Genomic DNA, 17,141 nt, shown 5'->3' with positions numbered 1-17,141 from the left:
GGGCATGAAATCCAGCCCGTACCGGGTGGCCGGGGCGGAACACGGGCAACCCTGATGGACGGGCCACGTTGGGGACGCAGGCATCTTGTGGAGTTTTCCCATGCTGACGCTTCTCATCATCATCCTGCTCATCTTCGCCATTGGCAGCGGGGGCTACGGATTCCGCTCCGGCTGGTATGGCGGACCACGCGGCACGGGTTTCAACGGGCTGGGCCTGCTGCCTGTCCTGCTGATCATCATCGTCTTGTTCCTGCTGTTCTATCCCCCCGGCACGGCCCCCACGCCCTGACCGCGCGGCGCGGCGGGGATGCCCGCGCAGTCAGGCATCCCCGCTGCGTGGCGGGCGCCCCGCCCACAGTGCGGCCAGCGCGGAACCCGATATGTTGTGCCACACTGAAAACACCGCACCCGGCAGGGCCGCGAGCGGTGAGAAATAAAGCCGCCCCAGCGTGGCCGCCAGGCCCGAATTCTGCATGCCCACTTCCAGCGCCAGGGTGCGGCACACCGCCTCGTCAAAGCCCAGCAGGCGGCCGCCCCAGTAGCCGCCCAGAAGCCCGATCGCGTTATGCAGCACGACACCCACCAGCACCAGCGGCCCGATCGTGGCAAGCGACGGGGCCGCCCCCGCCACGATGCTGCCGATAATGGTCATGATCGACACCATTGCCACCAGCGGCAGCACCGGCTCGACCCTGCGCACCAGCCCGGCGCAGGTGGTATTGACCACCACCCCGCCCATGACCGGCAGCGCCACGATCTCCACAATGCTGCCAAACAGGCCCCAGCCATCCACACTGACCCCGGCTGAGACATAGAACCGCGTCAGAAGCGGGGTCAGCACGATACCGGCCAGGGTGGAGAGCATGCTGATGCTGACCGACAGCGCCACGTCCCCGCGTGAGAGATAGATCATGACATTGGAGGCCGTGCCGCTGGACACGCAGCCCACCAGCACCATGCCGGTCGCAATCATGGGGGGCATGTGCAGCATGCGCGCCACGGCCCATGCCGCCAGCGGCATGACCAGATAATGCAGCGCCACCCCGGCCAGCACCGGGGCCGGGCGGCGGGCAATGCGCATGAAATCCCCCACGCCCAGCGTCACCCCCATGGTAAACATGATGAAGGCCAGCAGCGGGGTAATGGCCGGCGTCAGCGCCACGAAGGGTGCCGGCCGCAGCACGGCCACAAGCGAGACCACAACCGCCCATAGCGGGAAAAGCCGTGTCAGGACCGCCATGGCCCTGCCCGGTCGCGTGATGTCCGTCCCATCATTGTCTTCTCCCGCATGCAGGGGCGCAGGCTTAACAGACGGCGCGCCCGGCATCAAACCGCGCGGCGGGGTTTTACCCATGCGCAGCCCCTCGCGGCGGAACCACCGCCACGCCCTGATGTTATATGCATGGTGGGGCCGTGCCGCGTGCGCCGCCAACGGGCCACGTCCTTCCCGCCCCGCCTGTTCCGCCATTCCAGTACGGAGGCCCGTGTGCCCGATACCGTCTACCGAAACGCCATCCTGTTTGACGGAACGGGATGCGCCCCCGTCATTTCGGACGTTGCCGTATCCGGTGACAGGATTTCAGCCATCGGTCCGGCACTGGATGTGGAAGCGGATACGACGGAGGTGGACTGCACGGGCCTGTGGCTCATGCCCGGGCTGCTGGACATCCATACCCATCTGGACCTTGAACTGGAACTGGCGCCCGAACTGCCCGAAGTGGTGCGCCACGGCACGACCACGGTGGTGATCGGCAACTGTTCGATCGGCGTGACCTACGGCAACCAGCGCCGCGATGGCGAGGACCCGATCGTGGACTGCTTCGCCCGTGTGGAAAACATGCCCAAGCCCGTGCTGGCCAGGGTGGCCGATAGCTGCACATGGACCGATTCTCAGGGGTATCTGGACCATCTGGGCACCCTGGCGCTGGGGGCGAATGTCGTCCCGCTCGTGCCGCATTCCATGCTCCGCATCGAGGTGATGGGCCTGCACCAGTCGATAGGCCGCGCACCCACAAGGCGTGAACGCGGGCGCATGGAACGGCTGCTGGATGCGGCCATGGCACAGGGTTATGCCGGTTTTTCAACCGATGCCCTGCCCTTCCACTTCCTGGCGAATGACCCGCACAAGAAGCGCAGGATTCCCACGCAGTACGCAGGCTACCGGGAACTGAAGCAGCTGACCGGCGTGGTGCGCCGCTACGGCCGGGTGTGGCAGGCCACGCCGCCCAAGGATGACATTATTGAAGCCGTGCGCACCTTCCTTCTGACCAGCGGGCGGCTGTTTGGCCGCCCGCTCAGGACAACGGTGCTGGCCGCGCTTGACCTGCAGACCAACCGGATGGCCGTGGGGCTGTGCCTGCTGCTGTCGTCCATCCTCAATTCGCGGCTGCTTGGGGGGATGTTCCGCTTTCAGGTGCTTTCCGCCCCGTTCCGGGTCTGGAGTGACGGGGCGATCAATCCCCTTGCCGACGAAATCCCCGAACTGCGTGCCCTGAATGAATGCGAACTGGATGACCGCGAAGGCCGCGCGCGCATCATGGACGATCCGGAATGGATTGCCGCCTTCCGCAGGATGTGGATGCAGGGCAAATCTGGCTGGTCGCTGGCGCGGCTGCGCCGCCTGCTCCGGCAGGAGGAGACGGTCCTGACCCGCAGCCTGGGCGACATGATCGTGGCCGAATGCCCGCTGCCGCGATGGAACGGCCACAGCCTGCAGGCCCCTTATGACCGCCTGCGCCGCTGGCAAAAAACCCATGGCCAGCATGGCGCCAGTGACCCGGCGGAAGCACGGTTTTTTGCAACCTTTCCCGACCCTGTGGGCGACGATGCCAGCTTCATCGTGCACCTGCTGCGCCAGTGGGATACGGACCTGCGGTGGGAGACGACCTTTGCCAACCGCAATCCCGCCATCCTTGAAAAACTGCTGTTCAGCCCCCAGACCCTGCCCGGCTTCAACGACAGCGGCGCCCATCTGGCCAATATCGGGTTTTACGATGGCAACCTGCGCTTTCTCAGGATCGCGCAGCAGGCCGATGGCATGAACATGGTGGCCAGCGCCGTGCACCGGCTGACCGGCCTGCCTGCCGCCTTCTTCAACCTTGATGCCGGGACCATAAAGGTGGGCGCGCAGGCGGATCTGTGCGTGATCGACCCCCTTGCCCTGCACGCCTGGAACCCGGAGGAGACCTATGCCTTCACCTATCGCGCGCAGTTCGGATGCAGGCAGGTGATCAACCGGCCCACAGGGGTCGTACGCCATGTGATGGTGCGCGGCAGGACCGTATGGACGGAAAATGGCTATGCCGCCCGTTTTGGACGGGAAGCCTGTGGCCGGGTCATGCGGGCAAGGGACCATCCCCTTGAACGGGCATACCGGCAGGGAAGCGCCCGCGTGCCCTGATTCCGGAACGGGCCGCCGGACATGGAATATCCCGGCTGACGCTTTTTGGGAAAAGCGAGGGTCAGGAATTTCCTTTGTTCGTTATACATCCTTGTCCATATACCTACCCGTCCCGCTCCCCTGCGGGCCAGACGGTCGTGTTCCTGCACCATGGGAGCGGCGCGTGCTTCTTCATGGACTGGCCCGGCACGCGGGACCACATGGGGCCACCTACCCGCGCGAGGGTAGCCGCCATCCTGCCCGCCGGGCCGACCGAAGTGCCGTCGTATCGGGGCATCGGGAAACCGGCGTGCCCACCGCGCCATCCGCCCCCACCCCGCGCTGCGCCATGACCATCATGGTTTTGCTGCCCCTATCGACCGGCAACGCCATCCCGCCCCCGGCTTCCCGCCCTGGCGGCACAGCTCCGCCAACCGCTGGATGCAGTGGAGATTCCCGATGCGCAAGCCCCAGCGCCCGGGCTGGACCATGGCGTGTTCATCCCGTTCATGCCCGCCGTTGCCCGGGCGGGCAGGCCCGTTACGCCCCCCCGTCGCAGCGTGACCGGGATGGCGCGCGGGAACCGCGCATCGGGGGGACCCGCCAGGCCCCTGCGGACACACAATATCCTGATCGTGGGGACGGACATGACCTATCATAACCTGCATCACTTCATGGGGCAGAATCGGCACGCCAGCACCATCCGATAAAGGAACACTATCCGCATGAAAAAACATCTGTCCCTCTGCACCCTGGCCATCCTTGGGGCGACCGGCCCGTGTGCCGCCACATGGGCGGCCCCTGCGGCACCGGACGTGCAGCCCGGCCTCTACCGGGTGGAACCCGCCCATACCCAGATCGCCTTTTCCCTGCTGCATATGGGATTTACAAATTATACCGGCCTGTTTTCAGGGGTGAGCGGCACATTGCGGCTTGATCCCGCCCATCCCGCCGCATCCACGCTGCATGTCAGCGTGCCGGTGACCAGCATCCTGACCACCAGCGACAGGCTGACCGGGGAACTGAAAGGCAGCGCGTGGTTCGATACCGCCCGCTACCCCACCGCCACCTTCACCGCCACCCGGATCGTCCCCGCCGGAACGGACAACGCGGCCATTATCGGGGACCTGACGCTGCATGGCATAACCCGGCCGGTAGTGCTGCATGCCCGTTTTGTCGGCGCGGGGATCAACCCGCTGGACAAGGCCAGGACCGTGGGATTCGAGGCCACGGCCGCCATCAACCGCAGTGATTTCGGGATCAGGACCTACCTGCCCATGGTGGGCGATGAAACAACGCTGACCATCGCCGCCGCATTTGAACGGCAGGACTGAGGCCCGGCACGCGCGGCGTTACACTTTGCAATACCATGATGACAGCGAAACGATGGATGGTCTCTTGCCATCATCCCTGATGTGAATTCATAAAGATCAGGCAATAACGGGCAGGAGACTGGGCTTTGCGACCTCGTATAACGGGGGGCCGCGCGGGTGTTTTCATATCGGCACTGATATATTGCACATCCCTTGCCAGCCTTCCCGCCCTTGCCGTGGACCAGCCGGCGGCCACGGGGGTGGCGGCCACCCTGCCCGCCGCCCCTGCCGCCAGCCCGGCGGACATGGCCATGATCAGCGACCTGGAACACCGGACCTTCCAGTGGTTCTGGGATGCGGGCGATCCGCGCACCGGGCTGGTGCCCGACCGCTACCCGTCCGGCCAGACATTCAGCAGCGTCGCCTCCATCGGGTTCGGGCTGACGGCCTATGGCATTGGCGCCACGCGCGGCTACATAACCCGTGCGCAGGCGGCCACCCGCACGCTGGCCACGCTGCGCTACCTGCTGGACGCCCCCCAGAATGACAGCCCGGATGCCGCCGCAGGCTATCACGGGTTCTATTACCATTTCCTCAACAGGGAAACGGGACTGCGCTACAGCCATGACATAGAACTTTCCAGCATCGACACGGCGCTGCTGATGGAGGGGGTTCTGTTCGCCCGGTCCTTCTATGACCGCAGCACCCCGCAGGAAGCCACGATACGCGATCTGGCCGACCGGTTGTACGGGCGCGTGGACTGGCAGTGGATGAAACGCCCCGACAACCGGCTGAGCATGGGCTGGAGTCCCGAGCACCAGTTCATTCCCAGTTACTGGGAAGGCTACAGCGAGGGGATGATGGCCTACATCCTTGGCCTTGGTTCCCCCACCCATCCGCTGGAACCCGCGTCGTGGCAGGCATGGCTTTCCACCAACAACCAGCGCTGGGGGGATTATTACGGGCAGACCTTCCTCAACTTCGCGCCCCTGTTCGGCCACCAGTACAGCCATGCCTGGATCGATTTCCGCGGCGTGCGCGATGAATGGGCGCGTGGCAGGCAGATCGACTATTTCGAGAACAGCCGCCGCGCCGTCTATGCCCAGCAGGCCTATGCCATTGCCAATCCCGGCAGATGGCAGGGCTACAGCGCCACCACATGGGGCCTGACCGCATGTGACGGGCCGGGGGAAAGCACCCGGAAGGTGGATGGGCAGGACCGGCATTTCCTGTCCTATTCCGCCCGGGGCGCGGGGCGTGACTACACGCAGGATGACGGCACCATCGCCCCCACCGCCGCTGCCGGTTCCATAGCCTTTGCGCCCGAGATCGTGCTGCCCACACTGCGCGACATGAAGAACCGCTATGGCCAGAAAATCTATGGCCGGTACGGTTTTGTCGATGCATTCAACCCCAGCTTCCACAGCGGCCAGTCCTACTGGACCGACAGTGAATACCTGGGCATTGACCAGGGGCCGATCCTGCTCATGATCGAGAACTGGCGCACGGGACTGGTGTGGAACGTGATGAAGCGCAACCCCCATATCCGCGCCGGGCTGGAACGCGCAGGGTTTGAGGGGGGCTGGCTTCCGGCGGCACCGGCACCCGCCGTGGCGGCTCCCGATACCCGCACCACGCAGCTTGCGCCAGCGCCGGCCACCACCACCCGGGCCAGCCACCCCACGGGCGATGACGCGCCACCGCCGGCCCATCCATCATAGCGGGGGCGCTTGCCCGCCATCAGGGCGCGGCATCGATGGGCACCACATCGATCAGCTTCTTGTTGACGAATTCCTGTATGCCCATGGATGACAGTTCCCGCCCGAACCCCGAACGCTTGACCCCGCCAAAGGGCAGGTCGGACGTGGTCCAGGTGGGGTGGTTGATATAGACCATGCCGGTCTCGATCTGCTCGGCCACGCACACGCCACGCGCAATGTCACGGGTAAAGACCGAACCACCCAGACCATACGGGTTGTCATTGGCAAGGTTTATCGCCGCCTCGTCATCCTTGACACGGAAGAACATGGCCACCGGGCCGAACAGTTCCTGATGGAACACGGGGTTGTCCGGCTCCACATTGGTCAGGATGGTCGTCTGCACGAACGCGCCGGTATTGGGGGGCGTGGGGCCGACACGCATGGCAATGGCGCCGTGCCTGACCGCCTGCTCCACCTGTTCATTAAGCTGGTCGGCCGCCGCCTGGGATGACAGGGGCGGCACGCCGCTTTTCTCATCCATCGGGTTGCCCGGCACAAGCTTGCCCAGTTCGGTGGCGAAGCGGTCCAGAAAGGCATCGGCAATGGGTTCGGCCACGATGATGCGCTTGGCGGCCACACAGCACTGCCCACCATTGTTCATGCGGCCCCAGACCGCCCATCTGACCGATTTTTCCAGATCCGCGTCATCCAGCACGATAAAGGCATCGCTGCCGCCCAGTTCCATCGTGGTTTTCTTGAGCGCCCTGCCCGCCTGGGAAGCAACAATGGCGCCTGCCCCCTCGCTGCCGGTCAGCGCCACGCCTATGACGCGGTCATCGGCAATGATGGTGGCCAGCTGGTCGCGGGTGGCGTACAGGTTGGTGTACAGCCCCTCTGGCGCACCGGCATCGGCGAAAAGCTGTTCAAAGGCAGCAGCGGATTGCGGCACGTTGGACGCATGCTTGACCACCACCACATTGCCCGCCATGAACTGCGGCCCGACCACGCGGGCCAGCTGGTAGTAGGGAAAATTCCAGGGCTCGATGGCAAATACGATGCCAAGCGGCTGGCTGACCACCATGGCCTGATCGCCCCGGCCGCTTTTTTCAGTCAGTTTCTGGGGAGCGAGGAATGTCTCGGCGTTATCGGCATAATATTGCAGGATATCGGCCGAGAGGTCCACCTCGGCCAGGCTCTCGCGGTACAGCTTGCCCATTTCCAGCGTCAGGTAACGGGCATATTCGTCCCTGTGGGTCCGCAGCAGTTCCGCCGCCCTGCCCACAATGGCCGCGCGCCGGGCAAAGGGCAGCCGGGACCACTGCCTGTAGGTCTCCTGCGCGCGGTCAAGCCTGTGGGCCAGTTCCGCATCCGTCAGGTCGGGAAATGTGGCTACGGTCTCGTTGGTAAACGGGTTGACTGTCTTGTACGCCATTGGTCTGCCTCCGTACACGGTGCACCAGGCCCGTCCCGTGTGGCGGTGGCCCGCGTACCGTATTCATGGCACGCGCCGCTGCGGGCTGCCTGTCCCTGCGCAACGGCACGCAGGCCGAAGGGTTGCGTGGTGTTTACGGGTCAGCCCGGAAAGCCTGCCCGGAAACATCCGGCAGACATCAATATGCTCTGGTGAAGATTTCTTCGGAAAACCCTGGGGGAACACCGCCTTTTAAAAAAGGCGGTGTCCTGAACCCCTGCTTCCCTGACCGGCGGACTGTTTCAAGGCAGCCCTTATACCGGGGCTGGAACCGGCTGTGCCGCCGCGACGGGCACGCGGATCAGGTAGTCAAAAGCCGAAAGCGCGGCCGTTGCCCCAGCCCCGATGGCAATGACGATCTGCTTGTAGGGCGTTGTCGTCGCATCGCCAGCCGCGAACACACCGGGGACGGACGTGGCACCATGGTCGTTGACCACGATCTCCCCGAAATCGCTGAGCCTGAGCGTATTCTTCAGCCAGCCGGTATTGGGCAGCAGGCCGATCTGCACGAACACGCCCTCCAGGTCCACATGGTGGTCCGCCCCGTCGCCGCCGCGATAGGTCAGGCCGGTTACGTTCCTGCCGTTACCTTCGATGCGCGTGGTCAGGGCCTCGGTCAGGACCGTGACGTTGGACAGGGTGCGCAGCTTGTCCTGAAGCACCTTGTCGGCTTTCAGGTGTGAGCCGCGCTGCAGCAGCGTGACATGCGCCACGATACCGGCAAGGTCGATCGCGGCTTCCACCCCGCTATTGCCACCGCCCGCCACGGCCACACGCTTGCCCTTGTAGAAGGGACCATCGCAGTGCGGGCAGTAGGCCACGCCCTTGTTGCGGTATTCCTCCTCCCCCGGTACGCCCAGATGCCGCCAGTGGGCGCCGGTGGCCAGTATGACCGTGCGGGCGTGCAGGATCGCCCCGCTTTCCAGCGCCACCCCGTGCAGCCCGCCGGGCTGCGGGGCGGGGAACAGTTCCTTTGCCTGCTGGCCCGTGATGATTTCCACGTCATAGGCGCGCACATGCGCCTCCAGTGCCGCGGCAAGCTTCGGACCATCGGTTTCGGGTATGGAAATGAAGTTCTCGATCCCCGCCGTATCCATGACCTGGCCGCCAAAACGTTCGGCCACCAGCCCCGTGCGCAGCCCCTTGCGCGCGGCATAGACCGCAGCCGATGCCCCCGCCGGGCCACCGCCGATGATCAGCACGTCAAACGGGGCGATATCCTTCAGCTTTTCCGCCGCACGCCGGGGCGCATCGGCGTCCAGTTTGGCCAGAAGCTGCTCGATGTCGGCGCGCCCGGTCTCGAACGGCGCGCCATTGAGGTAGACCTGCGGCACGGACATGATGTTTTTTGCCGTGACCTCGTCCTGGAACAGCGCCCCGTCAATCGTGACGTTGCTGATATTGGGGTTGAGCACGCTCATGGCATTGAGCGCCTGGACCACATCGGGGCAGTTCTGGCACGACAGCGAGACATAGGTCTCGAAATGGTATGGCCCCGGCAGCGCCTTTATCTGCGCGATTTCATCATCGGACAGTTTGGGCGGATGGCCCCCAACCTGCAGCAGCGCCAGCACGAAGGACGTGAACTCATGCCCCATGGGAATGGCGGCAAAGCTCACCCCCGCCCTGCCCCCTTCGCGCCTGATGACGAAGGAGGGCCGCCTTGTGGCCTGTCCCGCTTCGGAGACCTGCACCCTGTCGGAAAGGGCGGCGACCTCATGCAGGAGTTCATGCATCTCGCGCGATTTCGGGCTGTCATCCAGCGAGGCCTCAAGCACGACGGGGTGCGCAAGCCCTGCCAGATAGCCCTTCAGCTGCGTCTTGATGGGATCTTGCAACATGGGAAAACTCTCCGCTCTTTCCGAAAGGGGGCCGGATGGCCCGGCCCCGAAGGGCTGGGCCGTGAACCGCAGGGCTCAGATCTTGCCCACGAGGTCCAGCGACGGGGTCAGCGTTGCGCCGCCTTCCTTCCACTTGGCCGGGCAGACTTCGCCGGGATGGGAGGCGACGTACTGGGCGGCCTGGATCTTGTCGATCAGTTCGGCGGCACTGCGGCCGATGCTGCCGGCGGTGACTTCCATGTACTGGATCTTGCCTTCCGGGTCGATCAGGAAGGTGCCACGGTCGGCCAGGCCCGCTTCCTCGATATAGACATCAAAATTGCGTGCGATGTGGCCGGTCGGGTCGCCCAGCATGACATACTTGATCTTGCTGATGGCGGGCGAGGTATCGTGCCAGGCCTTGTGGGTGAAGTGCTTGTCGGTCGAGACCGAGTAGATTTCCACGCCCAGCTTCTGGAACGTTTCGTAGTTGTCAGCAAGATCCTCGAGTTCCGTCGGGCAGACAAACGTGAAGTCCGCCGGATAGAAGAAGAATACGGACCACTTGCCCTTCACATCGGCATCGCTCACCTTGATGAACTTGCCGTTATGGAAGGCGTCGGTCTCGAACGGCTTCAATGACGAATTGATGCGTGCCATGTCGAATGCTCCTTGCTTTCGCTTGTCAGGTTTTGACGGGCCTGTTGTCCCACACACACGAAATGCGGGGAAACTGTTTCTGTCAATGGGTGTGATCGGAAAAACCTTTTTACAAATCGGTCCATATCGGTCCTATCTATACAAATGAGCTATATCCCCCTCTCCGGCCTGTCACTGCGTGATATCGAATATGTTGTGGCGGTGGATGACCTGCGCAATTTCTCCCGTGCGGCGGAACGCTGCGGCGTAAGCCAGGGTGGCCTGTCCGAACAGGTGCGCAAGCTGGAAGCGCTGCTGGGCGTGGTCCTGTTCGAGCGCTCACGCCGTCATGTCGCCCCCACGCCCGATGGCGCGCGCCTGATCGCACTGGGGCGCGACGTGCTGGCCGCCGCCCGCGCCATGATCGAGGCCGCGCGCGTGCAGACCGGCCCGCTGGCGGGGCTGCTGCGCATCGGGGTGATCGCAACACTTGGCCCCTATTACGTGCCGGACCTGCTGCCGCTGCTGCGCGGCACCTACCCCCAGCTGCGCCTGCAACTGACCGACAGCCTGACCGATACCATGCTGGGCATGCTCCGCCACGACGCGCTGGACATGGTTTTCGCCGCATTGCCGGTCAGCGGCGATGGCTTTACCTGTGCCCCGCTGTTTGACGAACCCTTCGTGGCGGCCTTCCCCGCCGAGCATCCGCTTGCCCGTCGCCAGCCGCTGGCCATGGCGGACCTGAACGGCCCCGACCTGCTTTTGCTGGAGGACGGGCACTGCCTGCGCGACCAGGCGCTGGCCCTGTGCGGCATGTCCCCCCGGCACGCACGGCAGCGCCTTGCCACCAGTCTGGAAATGCTGTGGCACATGATCGGCGCGGGGGAAGGGTATTCGCTCATTCCCCGCCTGGCACTGCGCAACAGGCAGGCATGGCAGGAACTGATCACACTCACCCCGCTGCCCGGCGCCAGCCGCACCATCGGGCTTGTCTGGCGGGCATCCGACCCGCGTGGCGCGGCCTTTGCCGAATTCGCGCGTTTCCTGCGCGAGCATACACCCGATGGCTGCACCCCCGCCGCCCTGCCCCCGCACGCCGGTAGTGACAACGCATGAGGGCAATATCCGGTGGTCATGACGGGGCGGGACATATAGGGTGTCAGCTATCGTGCTTCAGACCAGTGGGTATCTTCAAGCAATGAGCCGGGACAAGCCTGAAAATTATTCCAGTACCAGCAATACAGTTCTGGAAATATCATACAGCCAACCCGGACAGGACGCACCTGTCAGCCATTCCCTGCCCCTGATCACCCCTGACAATGACGAAAATGGCGGAACCGGCCCCCTGCACGCGGGCAACGCGCACGCCATCCCCTTTCAGGAACGCGAGGAACACCTGGCCGCCGCGATGCAGTGGCTGGAAGGGGAAGGCCCGGCCCCATCGGTCCGGATCATCACCGGCAGGGCAGGACAGGGCAAGACCCGGCTGGGCATGGAAATCGCGGCCCGTGCCCGCAAGCGCGGCTGGCTGGCGGGGTTCCTGCCGGCCGGCGGCCCCGACCTGTTCCCCGCCACGGAATTCAGGACGGTGTGGCACCAGCCCACGCTGGTCATCATCGATAACGCGGCCGCCCGGACCACACAGGTCAGGACATGGCTGACGGCCGTGCTGCGCCAGAAGCCGGGTGCCCACCCGCTACGCTTCCTGCTGCTGGAACGCACGGGGTTGGACGATCTGTGGCTGGACAGCATTTTCGGGGCGACGGAGGCGGGCAGCCCCCTGCCTGCCGCCGCCCTGCCGGCCACGCGCTGGCCAATACTTGGCCCGCTGGCCAGCGCGCACGCGCGGTTCGCGGTGTTCGCTGCCGCCTACCGGGCGGCGGGCGGCAGCGACCTGCCCGCCGATGCCGCCCGCAGGCTGGCCCCCCGGCTCAAGGCACTCGGTACCGGACACGCAACCCTGTTCCCCATCCTGTTCGGGCTTGTAGCCGCGTGTGATGGACTGCTGGAAGCCCGGCGGCTGGCCGCGTCCACCCTGCTCGCACGCGCGGCGGCGCTGCATGTGGCATATCTTGAACAGGCATGGCCAACCAACCCGTCCGTGCCTGAAGACCTGTATCCCGTCCTGCCCTGCCTGGCCGCTGCCAGCCAGATCTGCGGCGGGCTGGAAGCCGATTGCATCCGCCCGGCGGTACAGGCCGCGGCCGGTCAGGACATCCCGGCCACCGATGAGGCGCTGCACGCGCTACATGCCCTGCCCGGCATGACGGAGGGCGGGGCGGCCGGCCTGCCGGGCCTGCTGACGGAAGCGGTCTGCATCCATCTGGCCCATCCCCTGCCCGCCGCGCGGTGGACCGGGCTGCTCGAGACGCTGATGGCCCATCCGTCCATGGTCACACGCCTGGCCACGGGGATTGCGCGACTGTGCCAGAATCCGGGCCTGTACCCGCCCGGCCTGCCTGTCATGTGGCTGCGGCATCTGGGGCCTGCCCGCCTGCATGACCGGGCCACGCTATCCTGCCTTGCAATCCAGATGCCCCTGCATCCCCCCACGATCGGGACGGTCGCGCTGGAGGCGACCGAAAGACTGGTCACTCTGCTGCGCGGCCAGCCGCCCTCATCCCCCCACGCCCCACTGGCATGGGCGCTGGCGGCCCTGTTCCGCCGCAATGCGGCCCTGTTCCACCAGGATGCCGCGCTGGACTGCGCGCGGCAGGTGGTGGCGATTCACACCACACTGGCCCAGGTCAGCCCCGTGGCGTTCGATCCCGCGCTGGCCGCCGGGCTTGATGCGCTGGCGGCGTATGCAAATAGCCTGCATCATCATGACGAGGCCCTGACAGCCGCCCGGCGGGCCGTGACGCTGTATACCCGACTTGCCACGCAGGACAGCGCCTGCCTGCCGCTACGCGCGCGCAGCCTGCGCATCCTGGCCGACAGCAGATGCGGGCTGAAACAGTACGGACAGGCCGAACAGGCCGTGCGCCGGGCGCTGGACATCCAGACCCTGCTGCCCGGAACGGACGGGACGGACCATGACGCGGCACTTGCGGAAAGCCATCTTGTCCTTTCGGCCTGCCAGGCAGGCCAGCAGCAGCACGAGGATGCGGTGGAGAACGCGCTGCAGGCCGTGATCCTGTACACGCCGCTGGCCCGGCAGGACCCCGATACCGGGCTGCCCGGCCTCGCGCGGGCACTGCGCCAGGTTGCCAGCATGCAGTACGCCCTGAAACGTCATGAGGAAGCCCTGAAATCGCTGGAGGAAAGTTTTTCCCTCCATACCCTGCTCGAAGAACGCGACACAGGCGACTACCGCCCCCAGATCGGGGCCAGCCTGGAAATGCTTTCCCTGTTCCAGAACGCGGTGGGCCGGCACGCGGCCTCGCTCCATTCCATCATGGAGGCAGTAGCCCGCTACAGGGTGCTGGCAGCGGAAAACCCGCGGGCGTTCCGCCCGATGCTGTCGGACCTGCTGCTGCGGCTGGGCCTGCGCTACGTCACGCTTGAGCCGCCCCGGCTGGCCGAAAGCGTGCAGGCCACGCGTGAGGCGGTGGACGAACTGGCCCTTCTGGCACGCGACAATCCCCGCCGGTTCACGCCAAAACTGGTCGAAAACCGGGTGCTGCTAGCAAAACGACTGGAGGAAAACGGCGAGGATGACGCGGCGGCCAGTACCCTTTGGGCCGCCATCGACCAGTTGCTGGCCCTGACACGGGAGGACGCGGCGACCTTCCACCAGCCCTTGCTGGAAACGACCGAAATCCTTGGTGAACTGTTCAAGCGCCACGGCCGCATGGAGGAGATGGAACAGCTGATGCAGGCCCTGATCCCCCTGCAGAGGGAGCTGGCGGCCCATACCCCTGATGATGACGGGCAGCGCGAATTACTTGCCGCCCTGCTGCGTGAAAGTGCCGCCAGCGCACTGCAACGGGGTCATTACGCACGGGCGCGTGGCTTCTATACCGAATGCCTTGAACTGCTGGAGGCATGCGCCGCCAGCAGTCCGGAGCCGTTCCTGAATGATATTGCCTATACCATGGGCAGCCTGTCCGACCTTCTGGCCCGGCCGGAGCAACAGGCGGAGCGCCTGGCGCTGCTCCGGTCAAGCCTGCCCCGGCTTGAATCCCTGACCCGCCTTCATCCGCAGACATTCATCGCCCCCTTCATGTCCTGTCTGGAACAGGTCGCCCGCCTGCTGGTTGACGATGGCCAGCCGGAACAGGCGCTGGCGGTAACGGAACGGGCGGTCCCCTTCCATCAGGCCGTGCTGGATGTCGGGCTGGAGCATGGCAGGAATGCCACCGTGCCCGAGAAGTTCGCCCAACTCCTGACCGTCAGGCTGCGTGCCCTTGAAGCGCCGGGACACGAGGAGGAGGTCCTGCGCACCATCGGGCAGATTATGGCCCTCTACGCCACATTGGTGGAGCATGGCCGGATTTTCTACCGCTGGTTCCTTGCCCGCGCCATGACCGGACTGGCCGCCCGCCAGAAGCGGATGGGGGCCGGGAAAAGCGCCCTGCGCACATGCCAGAAATCCGTTGCCCTGTTCCGCGTGTTCATGGCCACCACGGAGGAAGAATTCCTGCCCGGCTGCCCGGATGTGGCCTGTGCCCGGCCCGATTTTGCCCAGGCCCTGCTGGAACAGGCACGGGTGCAGGAAAGTTTTTCATGCCATGCCGCGGCACGGGAATCCATTATGGAAGCCGTGGCCCTGCTGAAGGACGTGACGGCGGACGACCCGGCTGAAGGACGCCTGCCCCTGACCGAGGCGCTGGCCATGCTCACGGCGCTGCCCCCCGCATCGGGGGCGCCGGCTGGCGAAGCGCTGGCCAGTCTGCGGCATGTCGTGGCCATCTATCACGGGCTTGACGGGCAGCATCCCCATCTTTTCGTGCCGGAACTGGCAGAGGCCCTTATAGCACTCTGTGCGGCGCAGCTGCAGGCCCAGCCCCCCCTCTGGTCCAGCGCACTGGACAGCGCGCGGGAAGCGACGGCACTGTATACCAGCCTGTACGAAACCGGGCCGGAGCAGTACCGCGCCCCGCTGGCGGACAGCCAGTACAGGCTGTTCGTGTGCCTTAACGGGCTAGAGCAGATTGACCGGGCGATGGAAAGCCTGAAGCTGGCGCTGGTGCAGTACCGTCACCTTGCCGCCCGCAGGCCACAGGAATTCCGTGCGCCACTGGCGCGCTGCCTGCTGGACCTTGCGCTGTACCACGTCATCTACAAACAGTACGAAACCGCCCTGCAGACGGCACATGAAGCCAGCGCCCTTTATACCGACCTGGCCCAGTCGGATCGTGAAACCTACCAGCCCGTACTGAAGGAAATACGCGACCTGCAGGCCACGATCAGGAAAAAGCTGCACCGCTAGGAATCTGTCCGGAAAGCCGGCCCGACATACAGGGCAGCCCGCCGGCGGAACGGGATCAGTGCTGTCCCAGCCGGGTGACCAGCAGCTGGTTGATGCGGAATCCCTCCACATCCACCACTTCAAAACGGAACCCGTCGGTATCCACCCGGTCCGCCTTGCGGGCCATGCGGCGCAGGTGGTGCATGACGAAGCCGCCAATCGTGTCGAACGGACCGTTTTCATCCAGATCCACGGCATCGAGTTCACGCCTGACATCCCCGATGGAGGCCGCCCCGTCGATCAGCCACGAATGGGCATCACGGCGCACGATCAGCTGTTCCTCGAACGGATTGGCAAGCCCGCCCATCAGTGCGCCCATGATGTCCTTGAAGGTGATCAGCCCTACAACCAGGCCATATTCATTGACCACCAGCGCAAAGCCCACGCCGTGCGTATCGAACTGGGCCAGCGTATCCCACAGGTTGATTGTCTCGGGCACGGACAGCACATCGCGCCGCATGCGGAAGATCGCCCGGCCGCCGGGTGTGCTTTCCCTATGGTCGGGCGTGGCGGGTCCGGGCTGTTCGGGATCGACCACGGCGGCCAGCACGTCTTCCGCCCGGATGGAACCGATGACGGTATCCAGCCCGCCATCGCATAGCGGGTAGCGGGAATAGGGCTTGGCACGGACCTTGGTTTTCTGCACTTCCATGCTTTCCTGCACGTCCAGGAACACAATTTCATCACGCGGCGTCATGGCGGATGTAATGGAACGGTCCTGCAGGCCCAGCACATTCTGGATCATCTGGTGCTCCTGTTCCAGCAATACGCCTGACGCCGTGCCGGCCGCCAGGATGGCGCGCAGGTCTTCGGGGGTTACCGGCTCCACCGTTGCGGCAGCCGGTATTTTCAGGGCACGCAGGATGGTGTCCGACAACCGCGAAAACACCCATACAATAGGATAGAGCACCCGGAGGGCCGCGGCAGGAAACCAGCCAACCGCAAGGGCCACCTTGTCGGGCGCGTTCATGGCGATGCGCTTGGGCAGCAGGTCGGCAAACAGTACGAACAGGCCCGTGACCAGCACGAACCCGAAAACGGAGGCCAGCGTTTCGGCCGTGGCACGGGACAGGTGCCAGCCCATCAGTCCACCAGCCACCGAAGGGGCCAGCATTTCCGAACTGATCATGCCGCCCAGCACGCCTACGCCGTTAAGGCATATCTGCAGCACCGTCATGACCTGCCCGCTGTTGCGCCGCAGCCGCAGGAACGCGCCTGCCCGCTCGTCCCCCGCTTCCGCACGGGCCCGCAGGCGCACGTCGCGCGCGGCGGCAAACGAGATTTCGGACAGCGAAATAAAGATATTGAGTGCGACCAGCAGCACCAGCGCCATCAGGCCAGAGAAGAACAGGATCACCACAGCACCTAAAAAACAGTCGCAGGCCCTTCATAGCAGGTCATCG

At 65.1% G+C, this 17,141-nt stretch carries 13 protein-coding genes; 7 read left to right on the top strand and 6 right to left on the bottom strand.

All coding sequences use genetic code 11. The annotated features are described in order from the left end of the window. Positions 1–100: 100 nt before the first annotated feature. Positions 101–289 (top strand): hypothetical protein, encoded by a 189-nt coding sequence (locus GWK63_RS06690; protein WP_007398252.1) that lies wholly within the window; start codon positions 101–103, stop codon positions 287–289. A 30-nt stretch (positions 290–319) separates the two neighbouring features. Here the strand turns inward: GWK63_RS06690 and panS are convergent, their stop codons facing one another. Further along, positions 320–1,240, bottom strand: coding sequence for a ketopantoate/pantoate/pantothenate transporter PanS (gene panS, locus GWK63_RS06685; RefSeq protein WP_039998837.1), 921 nt, complete (start codon positions 1,238–1,240; stop codon positions 320–322). Between the two features lie 246 nt (positions 1,241–1,486). On the opposite strand from panS, the gene GWK63_RS06680 reads away from it, so the two are divergent. Beyond that, positions 1,487–3,400, top strand: a complete 1,914-nt coding sequence (locus GWK63_RS06680) for an N-acyl-D-amino-acid deacylase family protein (protein ID WP_007398250.1) — start codon at positions 1,487–1,489, stop codon at positions 3,398–3,400. Between the two features lie 210 nt (positions 3,401–3,610). On the opposite strand, the gene GWK63_RS06675 is transcribed toward GWK63_RS06680, so the two are convergent. After that, on the bottom strand, positions 3,611–3,772 hold the full coding sequence (locus GWK63_RS06675; protein WP_157998288.1) for a hypothetical protein: 162 nt from the start codon (positions 3,770–3,772) through the stop codon (positions 3,611–3,613). Between the two features lie 53 nt (positions 3,773–3,825). Between GWK63_RS06675 and GWK63_RS06670 the strand changes: the two genes are divergently transcribed. The 3 genes from GWK63_RS06670 (at position 3,826) to GWK63_RS06660 (ending at position 6,413) form a co-directional block, all read left to right on the top strand. Then, a complete protein-coding gene (locus GWK63_RS06670) occupies positions 3,826–4,089 on the top strand; it encodes a class III extradiol ring-cleavage dioxygenase family protein (protein ID WP_050800633.1) in 264 nt (87 codons plus the stop codon). Positions 4,090–4,104: 15 nt separating this feature from the next. Beyond that, positions 4,105–4,713, top strand: coding sequence for a YceI family protein (locus GWK63_RS06665; RefSeq protein WP_007398248.1), 609 nt, complete (start codon positions 4,105–4,107; stop codon positions 4,711–4,713). Positions 4,714–4,838: 125 nt separating this feature from the next. Beyond that, on the top strand, positions 4,839–6,413 hold the full coding sequence (locus GWK63_RS06660; RefSeq protein ID WP_172459713.1) for a glucoamylase family protein: 1,575 nt from the start codon (positions 4,839–4,841) through the stop codon (positions 6,411–6,413). 19 nt (positions 6,414–6,432) lie between these two features. Here the strand turns inward: GWK63_RS06660 and GWK63_RS06655 are convergent, their stop codons facing one another. The 3 genes from GWK63_RS06655 to ahpC all read right to left on the bottom strand — a co-directional run bounded on the left by GWK63_RS06655 (position 6,433) and on the right by ahpC (position 10,343). Further along, positions 6,433–7,824, bottom strand: a complete 1,392-nt coding sequence (locus GWK63_RS06655) for an NAD-dependent succinate-semialdehyde dehydrogenase (RefSeq protein WP_099963241.1) — start codon at positions 7,822–7,824, stop codon at positions 6,433–6,435. A 293-nt stretch (positions 7,825–8,117) separates the two neighbouring features. Continuing rightward, on the bottom strand, positions 8,118–9,704 hold the full coding sequence (ahpF, locus tag GWK63_RS06650) for an alkyl hydroperoxide reductase subunit F (RefSeq protein ID WP_007398244.1): 1,587 nt from the start codon (positions 9,702–9,704) through the stop codon (positions 8,118–8,120). Positions 9,705–9,779: 75 nt separating this feature from the next. Continuing rightward, complete coding sequence (gene ahpC / locus GWK63_RS06645; protein ID WP_007398243.1) at positions 9,780–10,343, bottom strand: alkyl hydroperoxide reductase subunit C; 564 nt, start codon at positions 10,341–10,343, stop codon at positions 9,780–9,782. A 144-nt stretch (positions 10,344–10,487) separates the two neighbouring features. On the opposite strand from ahpC, the gene GWK63_RS06640 reads away from it, so the two are divergent. Both GWK63_RS06640 and GWK63_RS06635 read left to right on the top strand, forming a co-directional pair. Further along, positions 10,488–11,441, top strand: a complete 954-nt coding sequence (locus GWK63_RS06640; RefSeq protein WP_007398242.1) for a hydrogen peroxide-inducible genes activator — start codon at positions 10,488–10,490, stop codon at positions 11,439–11,441. 82 nt (positions 11,442–11,523) lie between these two features. Next, positions 11,524–15,699: a hypothetical protein gene (locus GWK63_RS06635; RefSeq protein WP_099963242.1), complete on the top strand. Its 4,176-nt coding sequence runs from the start codon at positions 11,524–11,526 to the stop codon at positions 15,697–15,699. A 55-nt stretch (positions 15,700–15,754) separates the two neighbouring features. Here the strand turns inward: GWK63_RS06635 and GWK63_RS06630 are convergent, their stop codons facing one another. Continuing rightward, positions 15,755–17,095, bottom strand: coding sequence for a hemolysin family protein (locus GWK63_RS06630; protein WP_007398240.1), 1,341 nt, complete (start codon positions 17,093–17,095; stop codon positions 15,755–15,757). Positions 17,096–17,141 lie beyond the last annotated feature (46 nt).

Source organism: Komagataeibacter rhaeticus, assembly GCF_011611525.1.
In the GTDB taxonomy this organism is placed as follows: domain Bacteria; phylum Pseudomonadota; class Alphaproteobacteria; order Acetobacterales; family Acetobacteraceae; genus Komagataeibacter; species Komagataeibacter rhaeticus.
The sequence above is the reverse complement of the archived record's forward strand: the minus strand, read 5'-3'. Positions and strand labels throughout refer to the sequence as shown.

Excerpts from the sequence above, each read along its gene's own strand:
- GWK63_RS06690 (WP_007398252.1), top strand. The coding sequence starts at position 101 with ATGCTGACGCTTCTCATCATCATCCTGCTCATCTTCGCCATTGGCAGC.
- panS (WP_039998837.1), bottom strand. The coding sequence starts at position 1,240 with ATGGCGGTCCTGACACGGCTTTTCCCGCTATGGGCGGTTGTGGTCTCG.
- GWK63_RS06675 (WP_157998288.1), bottom strand. The coding sequence starts at position 3,772 with ATGGCGTTGCCGGTCGATAGGGGCAGCAAAACCATGATGGTCATGGCG.
- GWK63_RS06665 (WP_007398248.1), top strand. The coding sequence starts at position 4,105 with ATGAAAAAACATCTGTCCCTCTGCACCCTGGCCATCCTTGGGGCGACC.
- GWK63_RS06655 (WP_099963241.1), bottom strand. The coding sequence starts at position 7,824 with ATGGCGTACAAGACAGTCAACCCGTTTACCAACGAGACCGTAGCCACA.
- ahpF (WP_007398244.1), bottom strand. The coding sequence starts at position 9,704 with ATGTTGCAAGATCCCATCAAGACGCAGCTGAAGGGCTATCTGGCAGGG.
- ahpC (WP_007398243.1), bottom strand. The coding sequence starts at position 10,343 with ATGGCACGCATCAATTCGTCATTGAAGCCGTTCGAGACCGACGCCTTC.
- GWK63_RS06640 (WP_007398242.1), top strand. The coding sequence starts at position 10,488 with ATGAGCTATATCCCCCTCTCCGGCCTGTCACTGCGTGATATCGAATAT.
- GWK63_RS06635 (WP_099963242.1), top strand. The coding sequence starts at position 11,524 with ATGAGCCGGGACAAGCCTGAAAATTATTCCAGTACCAGCAATACAGTT.